Annotated in this window: 14 protein-coding genes; 6 read left to right on the forward strand and 8 right to left on the reverse strand. The window is 69.4% G+C overall.

Annotated elements, in window-relative coordinates:
* Positions 1–29: 29 nt before the first annotated feature.
* Positions 30–857, reverse strand: a complete 828-nt coding sequence (locus Q0747_RS01610; protein WP_298251506.1) for a sulfurtransferase — start codon at positions 855–857, stop codon at positions 30–32.
* 152 nt (positions 858–1,009) lie between these two features.
* Here Q0747_RS01610 and Q0747_RS01615 point away from each other — a divergent pair, with 152 nt between their 5' ends.
* A complete protein-coding gene (locus Q0747_RS01615; RefSeq protein ID WP_298251507.1) occupies positions 1,010–2,113 on the forward strand; it encodes a PLP-dependent cysteine synthase family protein in 1,104 nt (367 codons plus the stop codon).
* 88 nt (positions 2,114–2,201) lie between these two features.
* On the opposite strand, the gene Q0747_RS01620 is transcribed toward Q0747_RS01615, so the two are convergent.
* Complete coding sequence (locus tag Q0747_RS01620) at positions 2,202–2,858, reverse strand: MBL fold metallo-hydrolase (protein WP_298251508.1); 657 nt, start codon at positions 2,856–2,858, stop codon at positions 2,202–2,204.
* Positions 2,859–2,937: 79 nt separating this feature from the next.
* Between Q0747_RS01620 and Q0747_RS01625 the strand changes: the two genes are divergently transcribed.
* Positions 2,938–3,408 carry a Fur family transcriptional regulator gene (locus tag Q0747_RS01625; protein WP_298251509.1) on the forward strand — a complete coding sequence of 157 codons (471 nt, stop codon included), beginning with the start codon at positions 2,938–2,940 and terminating at the stop codon, positions 3,406–3,408.
* Between the two features lie 63 nt (positions 3,409–3,471).
* Here Q0747_RS01625 and Q0747_RS01630 read toward each other — a convergent pair whose 3' ends face one another.
* The 6 genes from Q0747_RS01630 to Q0747_RS01655 form a co-directional block, all read right to left on the reverse strand.
* The gene (locus Q0747_RS01630) at positions 3,472–4,365 is read right to left on the reverse strand and encodes a metal ABC transporter permease (protein WP_298251510.1); all 894 of its coding nucleotides are present in this window, start codon (positions 4,363–4,365) and stop codon (positions 3,472–3,474) included.
* Positions 4,366–4,368: 3 nt separating this feature from the next.
* Entirely contained in the window at positions 4,369–5,208 is an 840-nt protein-coding gene (locus Q0747_RS01635) for a metal ABC transporter ATP-binding protein (protein ID WP_298251511.1), read from the reverse strand.
* A gap of 49 nt (positions 5,209–5,257) precedes the next feature.
* A complete protein-coding gene (locus Q0747_RS01640) occupies positions 5,258–6,199 on the reverse strand; it encodes a metal ABC transporter solute-binding protein, Zn/Mn family (RefSeq protein ID WP_298251512.1) in 942 nt (313 codons plus the stop codon).
* A gap of 81 nt (positions 6,200–6,280) precedes the next feature.
* Positions 6,281–7,366 carry a hemolysin family protein gene (locus Q0747_RS01645; protein ID WP_298251513.1) on the reverse strand — a complete coding sequence of 362 codons (1,086 nt, stop codon included), beginning with the start codon at positions 7,364–7,366 and terminating at the stop codon, positions 6,281–6,283.
* A complete protein-coding gene (locus Q0747_RS01650; RefSeq protein WP_298251514.1) occupies positions 7,363–8,784 on the reverse strand; it encodes a hemolysin family protein in 1,422 nt (473 codons plus the stop codon). Before Q0747_RS01650 ends, Q0747_RS01645 begins: the two co-directional genes overlap by 4 nt.
* 279 nt (positions 8,785–9,063) lie before the next feature.
* Entirely contained in the window at positions 9,064–10,515 is a 1,452-nt protein-coding gene (locus tag Q0747_RS01655; RefSeq protein ID WP_298251515.1) for a GuaB1 family IMP dehydrogenase-related protein, read from the reverse strand.
* Positions 10,516–10,692: 177 nt separating this feature from the next.
* On the opposite strand from Q0747_RS01655, the gene Q0747_RS01660 reads away from it, so the two are divergent.
* From Q0747_RS01660 to Q0747_RS01675, 4 genes are all read left to right on the forward strand, one after another.
* On the forward strand, positions 10,693–14,550 hold the full coding sequence (locus Q0747_RS01660) for a multifunctional oxoglutarate decarboxylase/oxoglutarate dehydrogenase thiamine pyrophosphate-binding subunit/dihydrolipoyllysine-residue succinyltransferase subunit (RefSeq protein ID WP_298251516.1): 3,858 nt from the start codon (positions 10,693–10,695) through the stop codon (positions 14,548–14,550).
* 108 nt (positions 14,551–14,658) lie between these two features.
* Positions 14,659–15,258, forward strand: a complete 600-nt coding sequence (locus Q0747_RS01665) for a GDSL-type esterase/lipase family protein (RefSeq protein WP_298251517.1) — start codon at positions 14,659–14,661, stop codon at positions 15,256–15,258.
* Positions 15,259–15,527: 269 nt separating this feature from the next.
* Complete coding sequence (locus Q0747_RS01670; RefSeq protein WP_298251518.1) at positions 15,528–17,318, forward strand: ABC transporter family substrate-binding protein; 1,791 nt, start codon at positions 15,528–15,530, stop codon at positions 17,316–17,318.
* Between the two features lie 100 nt (positions 17,319–17,418).
* On the forward strand, positions 17,419–18,951 hold the full coding sequence (locus Q0747_RS01675) for an ABC transporter permease (protein ID WP_298251519.1): 1,533 nt from the start codon (positions 17,419–17,421) through the stop codon (positions 18,949–18,951).
* The last annotated feature ends 7 nt before the right edge of the window (positions 18,952–18,958 follow it).

Raw genomic sequence — 18,958 nt, forward strand, 5'->3', positions numbered from 1 at the left:
CCGGCACGGGGGGGGTATGTCCTGCCCGCTCAGGCTCCGGTGGCGACGGGTAGCCCCTCGGTGGTGGACCACTGCGACCAGGACCCCGGGAACAGGGAGGCGCTGATACCCGCGATGTCCAGTGCGGCGATCTCGTGGGCGGCGGTGATGCCGGAGCCGCAGTACACCGCGACGCGCCCCCGATCCGCACCGAGAGCGCCGAACCGGCGGCGGAGCTCCGCGGCGGGCCGGAAGCGCCGGTCCCGGCCGAGGTTCTCCATGGTGGGGGCGCTCACCGCGCCCGGGATGTGGCCGGCCTTCGGGTCCACGGGCTCCTGCTCGCCGCGGAAGCGTTCTCCCGCGCGGGCGTCGAGCAGGACGTCGACGGTCGCATCGTCGAGCAGGTCCGGGACGGCCACGACGGGCATGTGGCCGCAGGAGAGGGTCACGGAGCCCACGCAGTGCTGTTCCTCGCCGCCCTCGACCTCGAAGCCCGCGGCACGCCACGCCGTCAGGCCGCCGTCGAGCAGGCTGACGGAGTCGAAACCGGCGTCGCGCAGCAACCACCACAGGCGGGCGGCGGCGAGATTGCCGGAATCGTCGTAGGCCACCACGGTGGAGTCGTCGTCGAGCCCCCACTGCCGGGCAGCTTCCTGGAGCGCGTCGGTGTGGGGCAGCGGATGCCGGCCGAGTCCGGGGCCGCCCGGGGCGCACAGCTGCGTCTGAAGGTCCACGTAGACCGCACCCGGGATGTGCGCTGCGCGGTAGTTCTCGTGGCCGTGGGGGTCGCCCAGCGCCCAGCGTACGTCGAGCAGGATCAGCTGCGCACCGGAGGTCATCCGGTCCTGCAGTTCCTGCACATCCATCAGAGTCTTCATCGAGATCTCCTGTCGGAACGGGTGACCGGCACGTGAGGTCCTTCACGGCCGATCCTGATGGACGTCAGTCCACCACACCGGCGGGAGGACACCAAGCACTCCCCGTCCGCGCGACGCCGGGGCGGCAGGCAGCAGCCTTGTAGGCTGGCCCGATGGCCAGGTTCAGCTCAGCCGATCGATCGTGGTCCGACGACGCCGTGCGGCGGATCGAGGCCGACGGCAACAGATCAGCGGACACCCATCTGTTCTCCGTGCCCCTCCCGGAGCACTGGGGTGTGCAGGTCTACCTCAAGGACGAATCGACGCACCAGACCGGCAGTCTCAAGCACCGCCTGGCCCGGTCACTGTTCCTGTTCGGGCTCGTCAACGGCTGGATCACGGAGGGGACCACCATCGTGGAGGCCTCCAGCGGCTCCACCGCGGTCTCCGAGGCGTACTTCGCGCAGCTGCTGGGGCTCCCGTTCGTCGCCGTCATGACACGCACCACGAGCCCGGAGAAGATCGCCCTGATCGAGCAGTACGGCGGCACGTGCCGCTTCGTCGCTCACGCCTCCGAGGTCTACGCGGAGGCCGAGGCCGTGGCGCGGGAGACCAGGGGCCACTACATGGACCAGTTCACGTTCGCCGAACGGGCCACGGACTGGCGGGGCAACAACAACATCGCCGAGTCCATCTTCGGTCAGCTCGCCCTCGAGCCGCATCCGCTCCCGGACTGGATCGTGGTCGGCGCCGGGACCGGCGGCACGAGCGCCACGATCGGCCGCTACGTGCGGTACCACCGTCACCCCACGCGCCTCGCCGTCGTCGACCCGGAGAACTCCGCCTTCTACCCGGCGTGGGCGGACCCGGGATCCCGGCCCGCCGGGCGCCCCTCGCGCATCGAGGGCATCGGCCGGCCGAGACTCGAACCGAGCTTCGTGCCGAGCGTGATCGACACCATGATCCGGGTGCCCGACGCGGCGTCCGTCGCAGCGGCGCGTCATCTGCGCACCCTCACCGGCCTCCACGCCGGTCCCTCCACCGGCACCAATCTGTGGGGGGTGTGGCAGCTGGTGGCCGACCTGGTGTCCGAGGGACGCACCGGCAGCATCGTGTCGCTGATGTGCGACTCAGGGGACCGCTACGCCGCGACCTACGACGACGACGCCTGGCTCGCCGACCGCGGTCTGGACCCCTCCGGTCCGCTCGCGGTCCTCCACGACTTCTTCGCGACCGGCGTTTGGCCGGAGGACAGCCCCGGCACTGACACCGACTGACACCGGCGGATCCGGGAGTCCGAGGTCCGCCGGCCACGGGCGGCAGGTCGGCTGTCAGAAGTCACAGGTCAGAAGTCAGAGGTCCAGCTCAGAGCTCGACGCTCCCTCCGACCGACAGGTGCTCGAACTCCGTGCCGAACCGGGCTCCGAGCCGCGTGAGATGGCCCTCGACCAGCCCGAGTCCGGCGTCGTTGAGCAGCGCCTCATGGAGCTGGAAGGCGCGTGGGGCGCGGACCGAGATCATGAAGTCGAGGACCTCCTCGAGCTTCGACCACGGGGCGTGCACGGGCACGAGCAGAGTGTCCACCCGGACGCCGTCCGGCACGGTGAAGGAGTCCCCCGGGTGGTACAGCGAGTCCTCGACCAGGTAGCCGACGTTCCCGATGACGGGGATGAGCGGGTGGATCAGCGCATGCTGGTCGCCGAAGGTCCGCACGGCGAGACCGGCGGCGGAGAACTCCTCGCCGCCGCCCACGGCATGGAGGCGCCCGGCGCCGTCGCCGAGGGCCGGGCGGAGGGCGTCGACCGCCCCCTGCGGAGCCCACAGCTCCACCGCCGGGTTCGCCGTGAGGAACGCGACCACGCGGTCCTGGTCGAGGTGGTCGGCGTGCTCGTGCGTGACGAGGATCGCGGCAGCGCCGTCCAGGGCCTCGTCGACCTCCGAGAACGAGCCCGGGTCGATGACGAGCACCGCGCCGTCCTGCTCGAGCCGGACACAGGAATGGGTGAACTTGGTCAGCAGCATGGCCCCACCCTACCGGCGCCGACGCTGATAATCTTGACTCCTATCCAGGGCGTGAGGACGTCCGCGGAAGGGCAGTGAGATGATCCCCGAGGCAGTACCCGACGTCGCCGCACGCGGCTCCGCGGCCGCACCTGTGGCCGGCCGTGGCACCGGTCAGCGCGTGACGCGCCAGCGGCGGGCCGTCAGTGCGGCCCTCGACGATCTCGACGACTTCGTGAGCACCCAGGAACTGCACCGCGTGCTGCTCGACCGCGGCGCATCGGTCTCCCTCCCCACCGCCTACCGCATCCTGCAGTCCCTCGCGGACGACGGCCTGGTCGACGTGCTGCGCAATGCCGACAACGAGGCCGTCTACCGGCGGTGCGCCGTGGAACACCACCACCATCACCTGCTGTGCACGGAGTGCGGGACGGCGGTGGAGATCGAGGCACCCGCCGTCGAGCAGTGGGCCGGACGCATCGCCGCCGAGCACGGGTTCACGGACGCCGCCCACACGGTGGAGATCCAGGGTGTGTGCCCCGCGTGCACCGCGCGCCGTGCGGGTTCCTGACTCCCCCGAGGACAGTGGCTTCCGCGGTGCCGACGCTCCGCGTACCGCCCCCGGGGCCGGGTATCAGCTCGCAGGTGCGGCGACCGACCCACGCGGGGCCCTCGTCGCGGGGGCCGCTGTGCCCCGGCGCGCACCGACGGCCCGGCAGATGAGGTAGATGGCGAACGAGATCGTGGTGACGTAGGGACTGATGGGGATGCGCCCGCCGAGCGCCAGCAGGATCCCGCCGACCACGGAGATGCACGCGAAGGCGACGCTGAGGAGCACCACGCGGCCCGGCGCGGCGGTGATCCTCAGCGCCGCGGCCGCCGGGGTGATGAGCAGGGAGAGCACCAGCAGCGCCCCGACCACCTGGATGGACAGGGCCACGGCGACGCCCAGCAGCACCATGAACAGGATCGAGAGGCCGCGTACGGGCACACCGCGCGCCTCCGCCAGAGCGGCGTCCGCGCTGGCGAACGTCAGCGGACGCCAGATGAGAACCAGGGCGACGATCACGACGACGGCGCTGCCCACCAGGAGATTGAGCTGGACGTCGTCCACCGAGACGATCTGGCCGGTGAGAAGACCGAACTTGTTCGCGGCACGGCCCTCGTAGAGGGAGAGGAAGAGGATGCCCAGTCCCAGGCCGAAGGGCATGACGACCCCGATGATCGAGTTCCGGTCCCGGGCCCGGATACCCATCAGACCCAGGACGAGGGCCGCCAGGACGGAGCCCACGAGCGACCCGGCCACCACGTTCGCCCCGACGAGCAGGGCGAAGGCCGCTCCGGCGAAGGACAGCTCCGCGATGCCGTGCACGGCGAACGCGAGGTCGCGCATCATGACGAAGACCCCGATGAGCCCGCCGAGGAGACCGAGGACGGCCCCTGCCAGCAGCGAGTTGCGCACGAGCGGCAGGAGTTCGGCGTAGTTGTCGAAGGTGAAGACGGCGTGGAGTGCGTCCTGGAGATCCATGGCTCAGACGCCCTCGTGATGGTGGGTGGTGGCGTCGGGCAGTCCGACGACGACGATCCGGCCGTTGCTCTCGAGGACCTCCACCGGGCTGCCGTACAGGTCGGAGAGCACCTCGGAGGTCATGACCTCCGCAGGGGTCCCCACACGGAACCTGCCGTCGGCCAGGTAGAGGACCCGGTCCACGTAGTCGATCACGGGGTTGATCTCGTGGGTCACGAAGACCACGGCGCTGTTCTTCTCGTGGCACTGCCGGTCGATCAGGGCGCTCACCGCCTGCTGGTGGTGCAGGTCCAGCGAGAGCAGCGGCTCGTCGCACAGGAGCACGGCGGGGTCGGTCGCGAGGGCCTGCGCGGCCCGGAGCCGCTGCTGCTCACCGCCGGACAGGAGCCCCACCGGTGTGTCGGCGTAGGACTGCGCGCCGACATCCTCGAGGAGCGACCCCACGCGACGGGTGTAGTCCCTGCTCCTCAGTCGCAGGCCCCAGCGGTGACCGTCCACGCCGAGGCCCACGAGATCGCGCGCCCGGAGCGGGGTGTCCGGGGGGAAGGACTTCTGCTGCGGGATGTAGCCCAGCGCGCGGGATCCGCGGGCGACGGGCCGGCCGTCGATGGCCGCCGTCCCCGCGTCGAGGTCCTGCAGGCCCAGCAGAACCTTCAGCAGGCTCGTCTTGCCCGATCCGTTGGGTCCCAGGACCGCGAGGAACTCCCCCGGCATGACGTCCAGGTCCAGGTCCTCCCACAGTGTGCGGCTGCCGAAGGACAGGGACGCCCCGCGCAGGCTGAGCGCAGGCCGGGCCGGTGCGCCCGTCCGGGTGGGTGCCTGCCCGGGGATGGTCGAGGTCATGCGTAACGGCTTCCTGTGGACGGGGCTGTGGTGGGTGTCCTTCATCCGCTCAGGACTCGAGCGCCGCGGCGATGTCCGCCGTGTTGGCGCTCATCCAGGACACGTAGTCCTCGCCGTCGGGCAGCGTCTCGCCGAAGTCCAGCACGGGGAGGTCCGCGTCCTCGGCGACCGAGCGGACCAGCTCGGTCTGCGAGCCCTCGGTCTGGTTGTTGTAGGCGAGGAACGCCAGGCTCCCCGAGGAGACGAGGGTGGTCATCTCCTCCATCGCTGAGACGGGGACATCCGTCCCCTCCTCGATGGCCTCCGTGAACCCGCCCGGCGTGACGTTCTCGAGCCCGGCGGCTTCCAGCAGGTACACGGGGACCGGTTCGGTGACGGCCACCCGGCCGCCGCCCCCGTCGGCGGCGAGGGTGTCGAGGCGGTCGCGAACAGGGGCGAGCTCCTCGGCGAACGCCTCGGCCCGGCGGTGGTAGTCCTCCGCGTTCGGCTCGTCGAGGCGGGCGAGTTCGTCGGCGACGGCGCCGGCGAGATTCTCCATGGCGGGCAGGCTGTACCAGACGTGCTCGTTGGCGTCGGGCCCGCCGTCCTGCCCGAAGCCATCGAGCCCCGACACCGTGACGGCACTGAGTACGGACCGGTCGGTGTCCTCGGCGAGGCGGGCCAGGAAGGGGTCGTAGCCGCCCCCGTTGTCGATGACGAGATCGGCCTTGGAGACCGTCAGCTTGTCCTGCACGGTGGCCTCGTAGGAGTGCGGATCCTGGCTGGGCCCGTCCACGATCGACGTCACGTCCACCTCCTGGCCCCCGACACGTGCGGCGATGTCGCCGAACACGTTGGTGGAGGTGACGATCGAGATGCGGTCGTCGCCCGGGGAGCCTCCGGTGTCGGAAGTGTCGGAGGCGTCGCCGCCGGCCCCGGAGCCGCAGCCCGCGAGGGCGAGGACGGACGCCAGGAGCAGGAGGGGTGCTGCCGGACGGCGGTACGGGGGCATCGGGACCTCGATCAAACTAATGAGAACTGTTTGCAATAACGGTCCGAGCCTAACCCATCGGGCAGGGTCGGCGTTCACGCATCACCTCACGGACTCGTGCGCGCCGCCCGTACCTCCGTTCCTCCGGGCCCCCTGGTTCTGGGTCGCATCCCGGATCTCACCGATGAGCTGCTCGATGACGTCCTCGAGGAAGAGGACCCCGCGCGTCGCGCCGTCCGGACCCAGCACGCGCGCCAGGTGTGACCCGGTGGCCTGCATGACCGACAGGGCGTCCTCGATGGCGTCGTCGACCGCGAGATTGGCGAGCGTACGCACCCTGTTCTCCGTGATGGGCCTGCGGTAGACGGCCTGCGGCAGGGACATGATGTCCTTCAGGTGCATGTACCCCGTCAGGTTGCCGTGCTCGTCCACCATGACGAACCGCGAGAACCCCGTCCGTCCCACGGCCCGCTCGAAGTCCTCGGGCGTGGCGTCGGTACGGACCGTCACGAGCTCGCCGAGGGGCACCATGGTGGTCTCGGCGGTCTGCCCGGAGAACTCCAGGGCCCCCGAGATGAGGCCGGACTCGTCGTCCACCAGGCCGCTCTTGGTGGACTCCTCCACGATCGACTGGACCTCCTCCAGCGTGTAGGTCGAGGACAGCTCGCTCTTGGGTTCCACCCTGAGGGCCCGGAGGATGTGGTTGGCCATCCAGTTCAGCGAGCTGATGACGGGGTTGACCACGCGCGCGATCATCACGAGCGGCGGGGCCAGCACGAGTGCGGCCTTGTCCGCCACGGACACCGAGATGTTCTTGGGCACCATCTCCCCGAACGTCACGTGGAGGAAGGTCACCAGGACCAGCGCCAGGCCGAAGGCGATCCCGCCGGCGAGCGCCTCCGGGACACCGACCGCCTCGAGCGGCAGGACGAAGAGGTGGTGGATGGCCGGTTCGGCCACCTGCAGGATCAGCAGGGAGCAGACCGTGATGCCGAGCTGGGCGCAGGCGAGCATCAGCGAGACGTGCTCCATGGCCCACAGGGTGGTCTTCGCGCGCTTGGACCCCTCGTCCGCGAGCGGTTCGATCTGGCTCCGGCGTGCGGACATGATCGCGAATTCGGCGCCCACGAAGAAGGCGTTGCCGAGGAGCAGCACCACCAGCCAGAGGATTCCTGCCCAGTCGCTCATCGCTCACTCCTGATCGCCGTGCTGCCCGCGAAGGCGGAGCGGGAGCCACGGTCCGCGCGACCCTCGTCCTGCGGGACCGCCTCGTGTTCGGCGACGACGGCGGGGTCGCCGTCGTCCTCCGTCCGGGGTGCCGGCCGGAACTGGATCCGGTCGATCCGGCGGCCGTCCATGCGCTCCACCGTCAGCGTTCCGGTCGGCAGTTCCACGGTGTCACCGGGCTCGGCGATACGCCCCAGCTCGGCCATCATGAAGCCGCCGACCGTCTCGTACCCGGCCTCGTCCGGGACGGCGCTGCCGGGGATCTGCACCGACACCTCGTCGGGGCGCATGAGTCCCGGGAAGAACCAGTCCCCCGCGGCGCTCTGGAGCACACCGGGCGTGGAGGTGTCGTGCTCGTCGGCGACCTCGCCCACGATCTCCTCGACGAGGTCCTCGAGCGTGACCACGCCGGCGGTGCCGCCGTACTCGTCGAGCACCACGGCCAGCTGCAGATTGGCCTCGCGCAGTTCGCTCAAAAGGGAGTCCAGGTGCACGGTCTCGGGGACCCGCAGGACGTCGGTCAGGATGGTGCCGGCCGGCAGCTCGGCGCGCTTGTGCCGGGGCACGGCCACGGCCTTCTTCACATGGACCACCCCGCGGATGTCGTCGGCGGAATCACCGAGCAGCGGGAACCGGGAGAAGCCGGTGCGGCGTGCGGCGTCGACGACGTCGGCCACCGTCTGGTCCGAGTCGATGGCCTCCATGCGGTTCCGCGGGGTCATCACGTCGGCCGCGGTCTGCTCCGAGAAGCTGAACGTGCGGGCCAGGAAGTTCGCGGTGCCCTGGTCGAGTGTGCCCATCTCCGCCGACCGGCGGACCAGGGAGGACAGCTCCGATGCCGTCCTGGCGCCGGAGATCTCCTCCTTCGCCTCGAAGCCGAAGATGTTGAGGACCCGGTTCGAGAAGCCGTTGAGCAGGATGATCGCCGGCTTGAAGACCGCCGTGAACATGAGCTGCGGGCGGGCCAGGGCGCGGCCCACCCGGAACGGCAGGGCGATCGAGAGATTCTTGGGGACGAGTTCGCCCATGAGCATGGAGAGCAGTGTGGCCAGGGCCATGGCGATGACGAGCGACGCCGAGGTGATGAGCGCCTCCGACAGGCCGAGGGCGGCCAGCGGGGTCTCGAGCAGGCGGCCCACCGAGGGTTCCATGACGTACCCGGTGAGCAGCGTGGTCAGGGTGATCCCGAGCTGACAGCTCGAGAGCTGCGTCGACAGGGACTTGAGGCAGCGCAGCAGGGGTTCGGCCCGGGTGTCCCCCTCGTCGATCGCCCGCTGCACGTAGGTCTGGTCGAGCGCCACGAGGGCGAACTCGACGGCCACGAAGAAGCCGGTCCCGAGGATGAGCAGGAGGCCGGCCGCCAGATAGATCCATTCCACCGCGGCTAGCCTTCCCTCTGGGTGCCGGGGAGAACCGGCGGGCCGTGTCTGAGGGGGTCCGCTGCGTCGGAGGACAGCGGCGCCTGGTCCGGGGCGGACCCGGTCGGCCGGTCCGTGTCGGACGTCAGGAGCGCAGGGGCGGGGGCTGGGAGGTTGCCGGCGTCGAGCCGGCTCCTAGAAGGACTGTCCATAAGACGGCCAGTTTACCGGTTCGGACACCGCGGAGCCTACGGATCGCCGGCCGGCTGCGCACCGGACCCCTCCCGGCGCGGCCCGGCGTCACCAGCTCTGCTGCAGCGGCCGGCCCTCCTCGTACCCGGCCGCCGACTGCACGCCCACGAGTGCGCGCTCCCGGAACTCCTGCAGCGAGGTGGCCCCGGCGTACGTCATGGAGCTGCGCACGCCGGCCGTGATCAGGTCCACGAGATCCTCCACCCCGGGGCGGACCGGGTCGAGGTACATCCTGGACGTGGAGATCCCCTCCTCGAACAATGACTTCCGGGCGCGGGCGAAGACGTCCTCGCGCTGCGTCCGGTTCTGCACGGCGCGGGCGGAGGCCATCCCGAAGCTCTCCTTGTACCGGCGGCCGTCGCTGTCCGTCTGGAGGTCCCCCGGGCTCTCGAACGTGCCGGCGAACCACGAGCCGATCATCACCTGCGAGGCGCCGGCGGCGAGTGCGAGGGCGACGTCGCGCGGGTACCGCACACCGCCGTCGGCCCACACGTGGGCCCCCAGCTCGGCGGCGGCCTGCGCGCACTCGTGGACGGCGGAGAACTGCGGACGACCCACGGCGGTCATCATCCGCGTGGTGCACATGGCACCCGGTCCCACGCCCACCTTGACGATCGACGCACCGGCCGCGACCAGGTCGCGCACGCCGTCCGCGCTGACCACGTTGCCGGCGACGATCGGCACCGCCGGGTCGAGACCGCGGACGACGGCGAGCGCGTCCAGCATCTTGCGCTGGTGGCCGTGCGCGGTGTCCACCACGAGCACGTCGACGCCGGCCTCGAGCAGGGCCTCGGCCTTGGCGCCGACATCGCCGTTGATCCCGACCGCGGCGGCGACCCGGAGGCCCCCGGCCGCGTCCACCGCGGGCGTGTAGATGGTGGAGCGGAGCGCACCCGTGCGCGTGATGACGCCCACCAGGACGCCGTCGCGCACCACCGGCGCCAGGGGCACCCGCGCCCGGTCCAGTTCCTCGAAGGCCCGCTGCAGGGCCTGCGCTCGGTCGACGTCGAACAGGGACGCCTCCAGGGCGGCGGGAGCCGGGCGCATCACCGCATCGAGGGAGGCAAAGCGGTCCACCCCCTCGCAGTCCTCGGCACCCACCACGCCCACGCAGGTGCCGGCGCCGTCGACCACGAGGACGGCGCCGTGCGCACGCTTGTGCATGAGGTGGAGCGCATCGATCACGGTGTGGTGCGGCTCCAGCCTCAGGGGTGTCTCGAAGACCGGGTGCCGGCCCTTGACCCACGAGGTGACCTCGGCGATCACCTCCGCCGGGACGTCCTGGGGGAGGACTCCGATACCGCCGCGCCGCGCGATGGTCTCCACCATGCGCCTGCCGGTCACCGCCGTCATGTTGGACACGACGAGCGGGATCGTGGTGCCGCTGCCGTCGTCCGAGGAGAGGTCCACGTCGAAACGGGACACCACCTCGGAGGCCGAGGGCACGAGGAACACGTCGGAGTACGTGAGATCGGTGGTGGGCGGGGTGATGAAGCGCATGGATCTCCCTGGTCTGGGGCCGGTCGGACAGCCGCGAAGAGTCTAGTGGCCCGGCATGGCTGATTGGATTGTTCTTCGATCCTGTCACTACACTTGAACAGGGTCCGGACCCGGCGTCACGCCGATCCTGCCGACCGCTTCGCGCTCAGGGCAACTTACGGAAGAGGCGTATACGACGTGCCAGAACAGACCAGCCACCGTCTACCTGAAGAATTCGGCGGGAACGAGTGGCTTGTTGACGAGCTGTACGAGCAATTCCGCAAGGACCGCCACTCGGTGGACAAGAAGTGGTGGGAGCTGTTCGACTCCTTCGATGCCGAGTCCGAAGCCGGCTCCGGCTCCGGCTCCGGCAAGGACGATCAGCAGCAGGCCCGGAAGGGCCCGGACGCATCGGCGGGCCAGGCCCACCGCACCCCCCCGGCTCCGGAGCGGGCGCCCGACGCGCCGAGGTCGGATCCTCCCACGAGGGAACTGCCCGTCGTGAAGGCCGAGGCGGAAGCACCGAAGGCCTCGGGCGAGAGCCCGGCCAGCACGCAGCAGAGCGGCAAGCCCCCCGTCCCCAACGAGCCGGCGAAGAAGGCCGAGCCCGCGCGGGACGAGAAGCAGACCACCCCCATCCCGGCCCAGCTGCCGGCCTCGGACCGCTCCGACCAGATGGACGAAAACAAGGTCAGCGTGCTCCGCGGCCCCGCGAAGGCGATCGCCACCAACATGGAGGCCAGCCTCACGGTCCCCACCGCCACCAGCGTGCGGACCATCCCCGCGAAGCTCCTGATCGACAACCGGGTGGTCATCAACAGCAATCTGGCCCGGGCACGCGGCGGCAAGGTCTCCTTCACGCACATCATCGGCTACGCGATCATCCGTGCCCTGGCGCAGTTCCCGTCCCAGAACGTCTACTACGACGTCGTCGACGGGAAGCCGTCCTCCGTGCAGCCCGCGCACGTCAACTTCGGCCTGGCCATCGACATGCCCAAGCCCGACGGCACGCGGTCGCTCGTGGTACCGAACATCAAGAAGGCCGAGACGCTGAACTTCTCGGAGTTCTGGACCGCCTACGAGGAACTCGTCAAGAAGGCGCGCTCCGGCAAGCTCGGCGCGGACGACTACGCCGGCACCACGGTGTCCCTGACCAACCCGGGAGGCATCGGCACCGTCCACTCCGTCCCGCGGCTGTCGAAGGGGCAGGCCTGCATCATCGGCGCCGGCGCCCTCGAGTACCCGGCCGAGTTCCAGGGGTCCAGCGAGAAGACCCTGGCCAAGCACGCGATCAGCAAGACCATCACGCTGACCTCCACCTACGACCACCGGGTCATCCAGGGTGCCGGCAGCGGCGAGTTCCTGCGCATCATCCACCAGCTCCTGCTGGGCGAGCAGAACTTCTACGACGACATCTTCGAGTCCCTGCGGATCCCCTACGAGCCCGTGCGCTGGAGCGCGGACATCCAGGTGGACCCGATGGACCAGATCAACAAGGTGGCGCGGATCCAGCAGCTGATCCACGCCTACCGTGTACGCGGCCACCTCATGGCGGACACGAACCCGCTGGAGTACGTGCAGCGCAAGCACGCCGACCTCGACATCCGCACCCACGGCCTCACGCTCTGGGACCTGGACCGCGAGTGGCCCACCGGTGGCTTCGGCGGCAAGCCCACACTCAAGTTCCGCACCATGCTCGGGGTGCTGCGCGATGCGTACTGCCGCACCACGGGCATCGAGTACATGCACCTGCAGGATCCGGTGGAGCGCCAGTGGTTCCAGGACGAGCTCGAGCACCCGTACTCGAAGCCCGACCGCGAGGAACAGCTGCGCATCCTGGAGAAGCTCAACTCCGCGGAGGCCTTCGAGACCTTCCTGCAGACCAAGTTCGTGGGGCAGAAGCGCTTCTCCCTCGAGGGCGGGGAATCCCTGATCCCCCTGCTCGACGCCGTGCTCTCCGGGGCGGCCGACGACGGCCTCGACGAGGTGGCGATCGGCATGGCCCACCGGGGGCGGCTCAACGTCCTGACGAACATCGCCGGGAAGACCTACGCGCAGGTCTTCCGGGAGTTCGAGGGCACCCAGGATCCGCGGTCGGTCCAGGGCTCGGGCGACGTCAAGTACCACCTGGGCACCGAGGGGACCTTCACCTCCGACGCCGGCAACCGGACCAAGGTCTACCTCGCCGCCAATCCCTCGCACCTGGAGGCCGGGGACCCCGTCCTCGAGGGAATCGTCCGGGCCAAGCAGGACCTCCTCGACCAGGGTGAGAACTTCCCGGTGCTTCCCATCCTGATCCACGGTGACGCGGCCTTCGCCGGTCAGGGCGTGGTGGCTGAGACCCTGAATCTGTCGCAGCTGCGGGGGTACCGCACGGGTGGCACCATCCACGTGATCGTGAACAACCAGGTGGGCTTCACCACGAGCCCCACCTCCTCGCGGTCCTCGGTGTACTCGACGGACGTCGCCAAGATGGTCCAGGCGCCGGTGTTCCACGTCAACGGGGACGACCCCGAGGCCGTGGTGCGGGTGGCCCAGCTGGCGTACCAGTTTCGGCAGCGGTTCAACAAGGACGTCGTCATCGACATGGTCTGCTACCGCCGCAGGGGCCACAACGAGGGTGACGATCCCTCGATGACGCAGCCCATGATGTACAACCTCATCGAGGCGAAGCGCTCGGTGCGCAAGCTCTACACCGAGGCGCTCATCGGCCGCGGGGACATCACCCAGGACGAGGCCGAGCAGGCGCTGCGGGACTACCAGGAGCGACTCGAACGGGTCTTCGCCGAGACGCACGCCGCGCAGACCTCGCCCATCCCGGTCATCACCGACGACCCGGAGTCCGTCGCCGACCTGGAGCGACCCTTCTCCCAGCAGTCGGAGAGCGGGGACCGCTCGGTGCCCGAGACCGCGATCAGTGCGGACCGGCTCGCGCGGATCGGCGCGGCGCACACGGCCATCCCCGAGGGATTCACCGTGCACCCGAAGCTCAAGGCGCTCCTCGAGAAGCGGGAGCAGATGTCGCGGGAGGGCGGGATCGACTGGGGCTTCGGCGAGATGGCCGCCTTCGGCTCGCTGCTGACCGAGGGCGTCCCGGTGCGGCTCGCCGGCCAGGACTCGCGCCGCGGGACCTTCGTGCAGCGCCACGCCGTCTTCCACGACCGCGTGACCGGCCGCGAGTGGCTGCCGCTGGACGATCTCGCCGAGGACCAGGCGCCGTTCATGATCTACGACTCGCTGCTCAGCGAATTCGCGGCCATGGGCTTCGAGTACGGCTACTCGGTGGAGCGGCCCGACGCGCTCGTGATCTGGGAAGCGCAGTTCGGTGACTTCGTCAACGGCGCGCAGACCATCATCGACGAGTTCATCAGCTCCGCGGAGCAGAAATGGGGGCAGCGCTCCTCCCTCGTGCTGATGCTGCCGCACGGCTACGAGGGTCAGGGACCCGACCACTCGTCCGCACGGATCGAGCGGTTCCTCCAGATGTGCGCCGAGGAGAACATGGTGGTGGCCAATCCCAGCACCGCGGCCTCGCACTTCCACCTGCTGCGCCAGCACGCCTACCGCCGTCCGCGGAAGCCGCTGGTCATCTTCACCCCCAAGCAGCTGCTGCGCCTGAAGGCCGCGGCCAGCTCGGTCGAGGACTTCACGCAGGGCAGCTTCCGGCCCGTCATCCCCGACGCGCTGCGCAGTGCGGGCGAGGACGTGAAGCGCGTGATCCTCGTGTCGGGCAGGCTGTACTACGACCTCCTCTCGAAGCGGGAGAAGCTCGAGGACACCACGACGGCGATCGTCAGGGTGGAGCAGCTGTATCCCCTGCCGCTCGAGGAGATCACGGCGGTCCTGGCCGAGTACCCGCAGGCGGAGATCGTCTGGGCCCAGGACGAGCCCGCCAACCAGGGCGCCTGGCCGTTCATGGGGCTGCATCTTCCGCCGGAGGTGGACCGTCCCATCCGCCTGGCCTCGCGACCGGCGTCGGCCTCCACCGCCACCGGCTCGGCGAAGAACCACGGCATCGAGCAGGAGGTCCTGCTGAAGAAGGCCTTCGGGGGCTGACGCGGTACCCGTACGATGTCGGGTGGGATCCTGATCCCACCCGGGATCCGAGCGCGCACGGGCCCGCCCCGGCGCCGATCATCCGACGACCAGCACATCGAGGGACCAGTGGACTTACGCAGAATCCGGCTTGCAGCAGTGGGCGACGAACTCCTCGCCGGTCTCGGTGATCCCCGGTCCCTGGGCTGGATGGGTCGCGTGCTCGCCCGGACCCGGCCGGACAACGCGTCGGTGGAGGCGTACACCCTCGCCGCTCCCGGGGAGGGAACGGAGGCGCTGGCGAACCGCTGGCTGTCCGAGACCGGACGGCGCTTCGCCGAGGGCCACGAGAACCGGCTGGTGATCGGGCTGTCCGACCGCGATCTCGATCTGGACCTGTCCACCGCGAGGAGCCGCCTGAATCTCGCGAACATCCTCGACGGAGCCTCGCAGATGAGCGTGAAGGCCCTCGTGGTCGGCCCGCCCCCGGGCCTCGACGCCGAGCGGAATCGCCGGCTCGCCGATCTGTCCGCCGCGTTCGGTGACGTCACCACGCGACGCAAGCACGTCTTCGTCGACACCTTCACCCCGCTCCTCGCGCACGAGCAGTGGCGCAACGATCTCGCGGCCAACGAGGGCCTCCCGGGTCAGGCCGGCTACGGCCTCATGGCGTGGCTCGTGCTGCACCGCGGGTGGTACCAGTGGCTGGACATCCCGGCGCCCGAGTAGACACCCGCCGGCCCGCGTAGACCCTCGCCGGATCAGCAGAGCCCCGGGGGCGGCCCACGCCGCCCCCGGGGCTCTGCTGATCCCGGAGGAACTGCGGTGCCGATCCACTCACGTCTCGCCGCGATAACGAATCGGTGAGTGGTTGCTCACTGAGTGTCGAGGGCAACAATCATTCGCTATGCTTTCCCCGTGTGATCGCCGTCACGACGGTGATCCGCTTCGGGGGACCTTCCTGTGTTCCTCGCACCCAGCACAGTAAGGACTATCGAATGCGTAACAAGCGCACCATGTCGCTCGCCGCTCTCTCCATCGGAGCCCTCATGCTCAGCGCGTGCGGTTCGGCCGGCGGGACCTCCGACTCCGACTCCGCCTCGTCGTCGGGCTCGAACGAGAATCTGGCATCGACCATCACCATCGCGATCAGCCAGGCACCGACCGCCTACAACGGCAACACCGCCGCCACGAACGCGGTCTACAACACGTACGTCGACAACCTGTCATCCAGCGCCTTCGTGTCGTACAGCCCGTCAGGATCGCTCGAGCAGAACACCGATTTCGGAAGCTACGAGAAGACCAGCGACGATCCGCTGACGGTGAAGTACACCATCAACGAGGACGCCGTCTGGTCCGACGGCACCCCCATCGACTACGACGACGTCCTGCTGAGCTGGGCCTCCATGTCGGGGACGCACCCCACCGGCGAGACGGACGAGGAGACCGGCGCCGAGGCCGACCTCTTCCAGGCCTCCTCGACCAACGGCTTCTCCCAGATGAAGATGATCGAGGGCGAGGCTGGCGACAAGGAGTTCGAGGTCGTCTTCGACGAGCCCTACGCCGACTGGGAGGCCCTCTTCACCACCGGGGTCTTCATGCCGGCGCACATCGCCGCCGAGCAGGGCGGCCTGTCCGCCGACGGCGACGGCGCGGAACTCATCGACGCCATCAAGAACGACGACCGCGATGCCCTCACCCCCGTGGCCGAGTTCTGGAACACCGGCTGGGCCTACGAGGCCGATCTGCCCACTCTCCCGGACCTCGCACTGCTGCCGTCCTCCGGCCCGTACAAGCTCGACAACGCCGTCAACGGCACCCTCACGCTCAAGAAGAACGAGGAGTACTGGGGCGAGGAGCGGGAGGGCCAGACCGAGACCATGGTCTTCAAGACCGTCGTCGACGAGGAGGCCGTGCAGGCCCTCCAGAACGGCGACGTCGACATCATCGACCCCTCGAGCCCCACGGTGGACACCAAGACAGCCCTGGAGCAGATCGGCGAGACCGTCACCGTGGACACCGGCCAGTCGTTCACGTTCTCGCACGTGGACCTGGACCAGCGTCCCGGCGCGGTGTTCGAGGATCTGAAGGTGCGCCAGGCGTTCGCGGCCTGCATTCCGAAGGCCGACATGGTAAACAAGTTCGTCACCCCGGTCGATCCCGAGGGCTCCGTGCTGAATCTTCGAGAGTACCAGCCGAGCCATGACGATTACCAGACCGTGCTCGACGGCGCCCCCGCCGCCCAGGGCGACGGCGTCGCCGACATCGAGAAGGCCAAATCCCTGCTCGAGGAGGCCGGCAAGACGGAGCCCGTCAAGGTGTCCATGATGTTCGCCTCGACGAGCCAGCTGCGCGCCGACCAGGTCTCCCTCGTGAAGGACTCCTGCGACAAGGCCGGCTTCGAGATCACCCCGCAGCCCGAGGCCGAGTGGAGCGCCAAGCTCCCGCAGCCCGGAGCCTGGGACGCCGTGATCTTCGGCTGGTCCGGTAGTGGCCTCGTGGCCTCCGGTCAGTCCATCTACGTCACCGACGGGGAGCAGAACTTCGGCGGCTACACCAATGAGGAGGTGGACAGCCTCTGGGACGACATCGCGACCAGCACCGACGCCGAGCAGGTCGTCCCGCTGAAGACCGAGCTCGAGCAGGCACTTGCCGACACGCAGTACAACGTGGTGCTCTACGCGAACCCGAGTCTCGCGGGGTACACCTCGGATCTCGAGGGTGTCGAACTGAATCCCACGCAGACCGGCATCACCTGGAATGCCTACACCTGGACGAAGCAGAACTGACAGCGGCTTCCCCATGAGTGCATGAGGACGGGCAGGCCTGCGGGCCTGCCCGTCCCCGTGCCAGCTCTCGCCATCACCTGCAGCGCCTCCTAGGAGCCCCGTGTTCTACTTCATCGCCAAGCGCACCGTCATCTCGTTCTTCATCATGCTCGCGGCCACCACCCTCATGTACTTCCTCACCATCTCCTCGGGCGACCCCTTCGAGGATCTGGGTGAGACGAGCGGCCCGCAGAAGGCGGCGACCATCGCGGCCCGCACCGCCGCCATGAATCTCGATGTGGCGCCGATCCCCCGCTACTTCCTCTGGTTGCAGGACGTGGGTCACTGCCTCGTGCCCGGCGGGGTCTCCTGCACGCTCGGCCAGGACCGCACCGGGGCCGCGGTCCTCCCACAGCTGGAGAACGCCATGGGCTCCACGCTGCGCCTCGTCGTCGTCGCGACGGTCCTCGCCCTGGTCCTGGGCGTCGTCGTCGGGATCGTCACGGCGATCCGCCAGTACAGCACGTTCGACTACTCGATCACCTTCGTCTCGTTCCTGCTGTTCTCCCTGCCGCTGTTCTGGCTGTCCACCCTGCTCAAGCAGTACCTGGCGATCGACCTGAACACGTGGCTGGACAATCCGCAGTTCTCGTATCTCACGATCGCCCTGATAGGGGTGGTCGCCGGCGTGATCTGGGCGGTCGTCGTCGGCGGCGACCGCAGACGTCGGCTCGTCGTCTTCGGCGTCGCCGCCGTGGTGACGGCCCTGGCGCTCTATCTGCTCCTCGTCACCGGCTGGTTCGTCACCCCCGGGTTCGGCGTGGTCGGCATGCTCGTCTCCGCCGTGGGCATCGCCGTGCTGTGGACGGCACTGCTCGCAGGGTTCCGCCGCCGCCGGGTGCTCAACGCCGCTCTCGCCGCGGCAGGCGTGAGCTTCGCCGGCTACCTCGTGTCCATCCAGCTGCTCGACGATCCGAACTGGCTCGTGCTGGTCGCGCTGGTGATCGTGCTGGCGGTCGTCTGCTACGTGGTGGCCGGTCTCATCGGCGGCCCGTTCCGCGCGCAGGCCGCGAGGATCGGGGCCGTCATCGCGGTCTCCATGAGCCTGCTGATCGTCGTGGATCGCCTCCTCCAGGCGTACCCCACGCTGTCGGCCAAGGCCGGCGGGCGTCCCATCCCCACCACCGGATCGCAGTCGGCGAACCTCGAGGGCACCTTCTGGGAGATCAACCTCGACTACGCGCTGCACCTCATCCTGCCCACGATCGCCCTGACGCTGATCTCCTTCGCCACCTACACCCGGTACACCAGGGCCAGTCAGCTGGACGTCATGAACCAGGACTACATCCGCACGGCGAGGGCCAAGGGCCTGAGCGAACGCACGGTCCTGGTCAAGCACGCGTTCCGCAACGCGATGATCCCCATCACCACCCTCATGGCGTTCGACTTCGCGGGCGTACTGGGCGGCGCGGTCATCACGGAGCAGGTCTTCGGCTGGAACGGCATGGGCAAGCTCTTCGTCGACGGCATCAATGCGGTGGACCCGGGCCCGGTCATGGCGTTCTTCCTCGTGGTGGGTACCGCCGCTGTGCTCTTCAACATGCTGGCCGACATCGCCTACGCCTTCCTCGACCCGCGCATCACCCTGAGCTAGGACATCC

Source organism: uncultured Arthrobacter sp. (genome assembly GCF_947493765.1).
In the GTDB taxonomy this organism is placed as follows: Bacteria; Actinomycetota; Actinomycetes; order Actinomycetales; family Micrococcaceae; genus Arthrobacter_D.

Coding starts and splice junctions, on each gene's coding strand:
- Q0747_RS01615 (WP_298251507.1), top strand. CDS start 1,010: ATGGCCAGGTTCAGCTCAGCCGATCGATCGTGGTCCGACGACGCCGTG.
- Q0747_RS01635 (WP_298251511.1), bottom strand. CDS start 5,208: ATGACCTCGACCATCCCCGGGCAGGCACCCACCCGGACGGGCGCACCG.
- Q0747_RS01670 (WP_298251518.1), top strand. CDS start 15,528: ATGCGTAACAAGCGCACCATGTCGCTCGCCGCTCTCTCCATCGGAGCC.
- Q0747_RS01620 (WP_298251508.1), bottom strand. CDS start 2,858: ATGCTGCTGACCAAGTTCACCCATTCCTGTGTCCGGCTCGAGCAGGAC.
- Q0747_RS01625 (WP_298251509.1), top strand. CDS start 2,938: ATGATCCCCGAGGCAGTACCCGACGTCGCCGCACGCGGCTCCGCGGCC.
- Q0747_RS01645 (WP_298251513.1), bottom strand. CDS start 7,366: ATGAGCGACTGGGCAGGAATCCTCTGGCTGGTGGTGCTGCTCCTCGGC.
- Q0747_RS01610 (WP_298251506.1), bottom strand. CDS start 857: ATGAAGACTCTGATGGATGTGCAGGAACTGCAGGACCGGATGACCTCC.
- Q0747_RS01655 (WP_298251515.1), bottom strand. CDS start 10,515: ATGCGCTTCATCACCCCGCCCACCACCGATCTCACGTACTCCGACGTG.
- Q0747_RS01640 (WP_298251512.1), bottom strand. CDS start 6,199: ATGCCCCCGTACCGCCGTCCGGCAGCACCCCTCCTGCTCCTGGCGTCC.
- Q0747_RS01630 (WP_298251510.1), bottom strand. CDS start 4,365: ATGGATCTCCAGGACGCACTCCACGCCGTCTTCACCTTCGACAACTAC.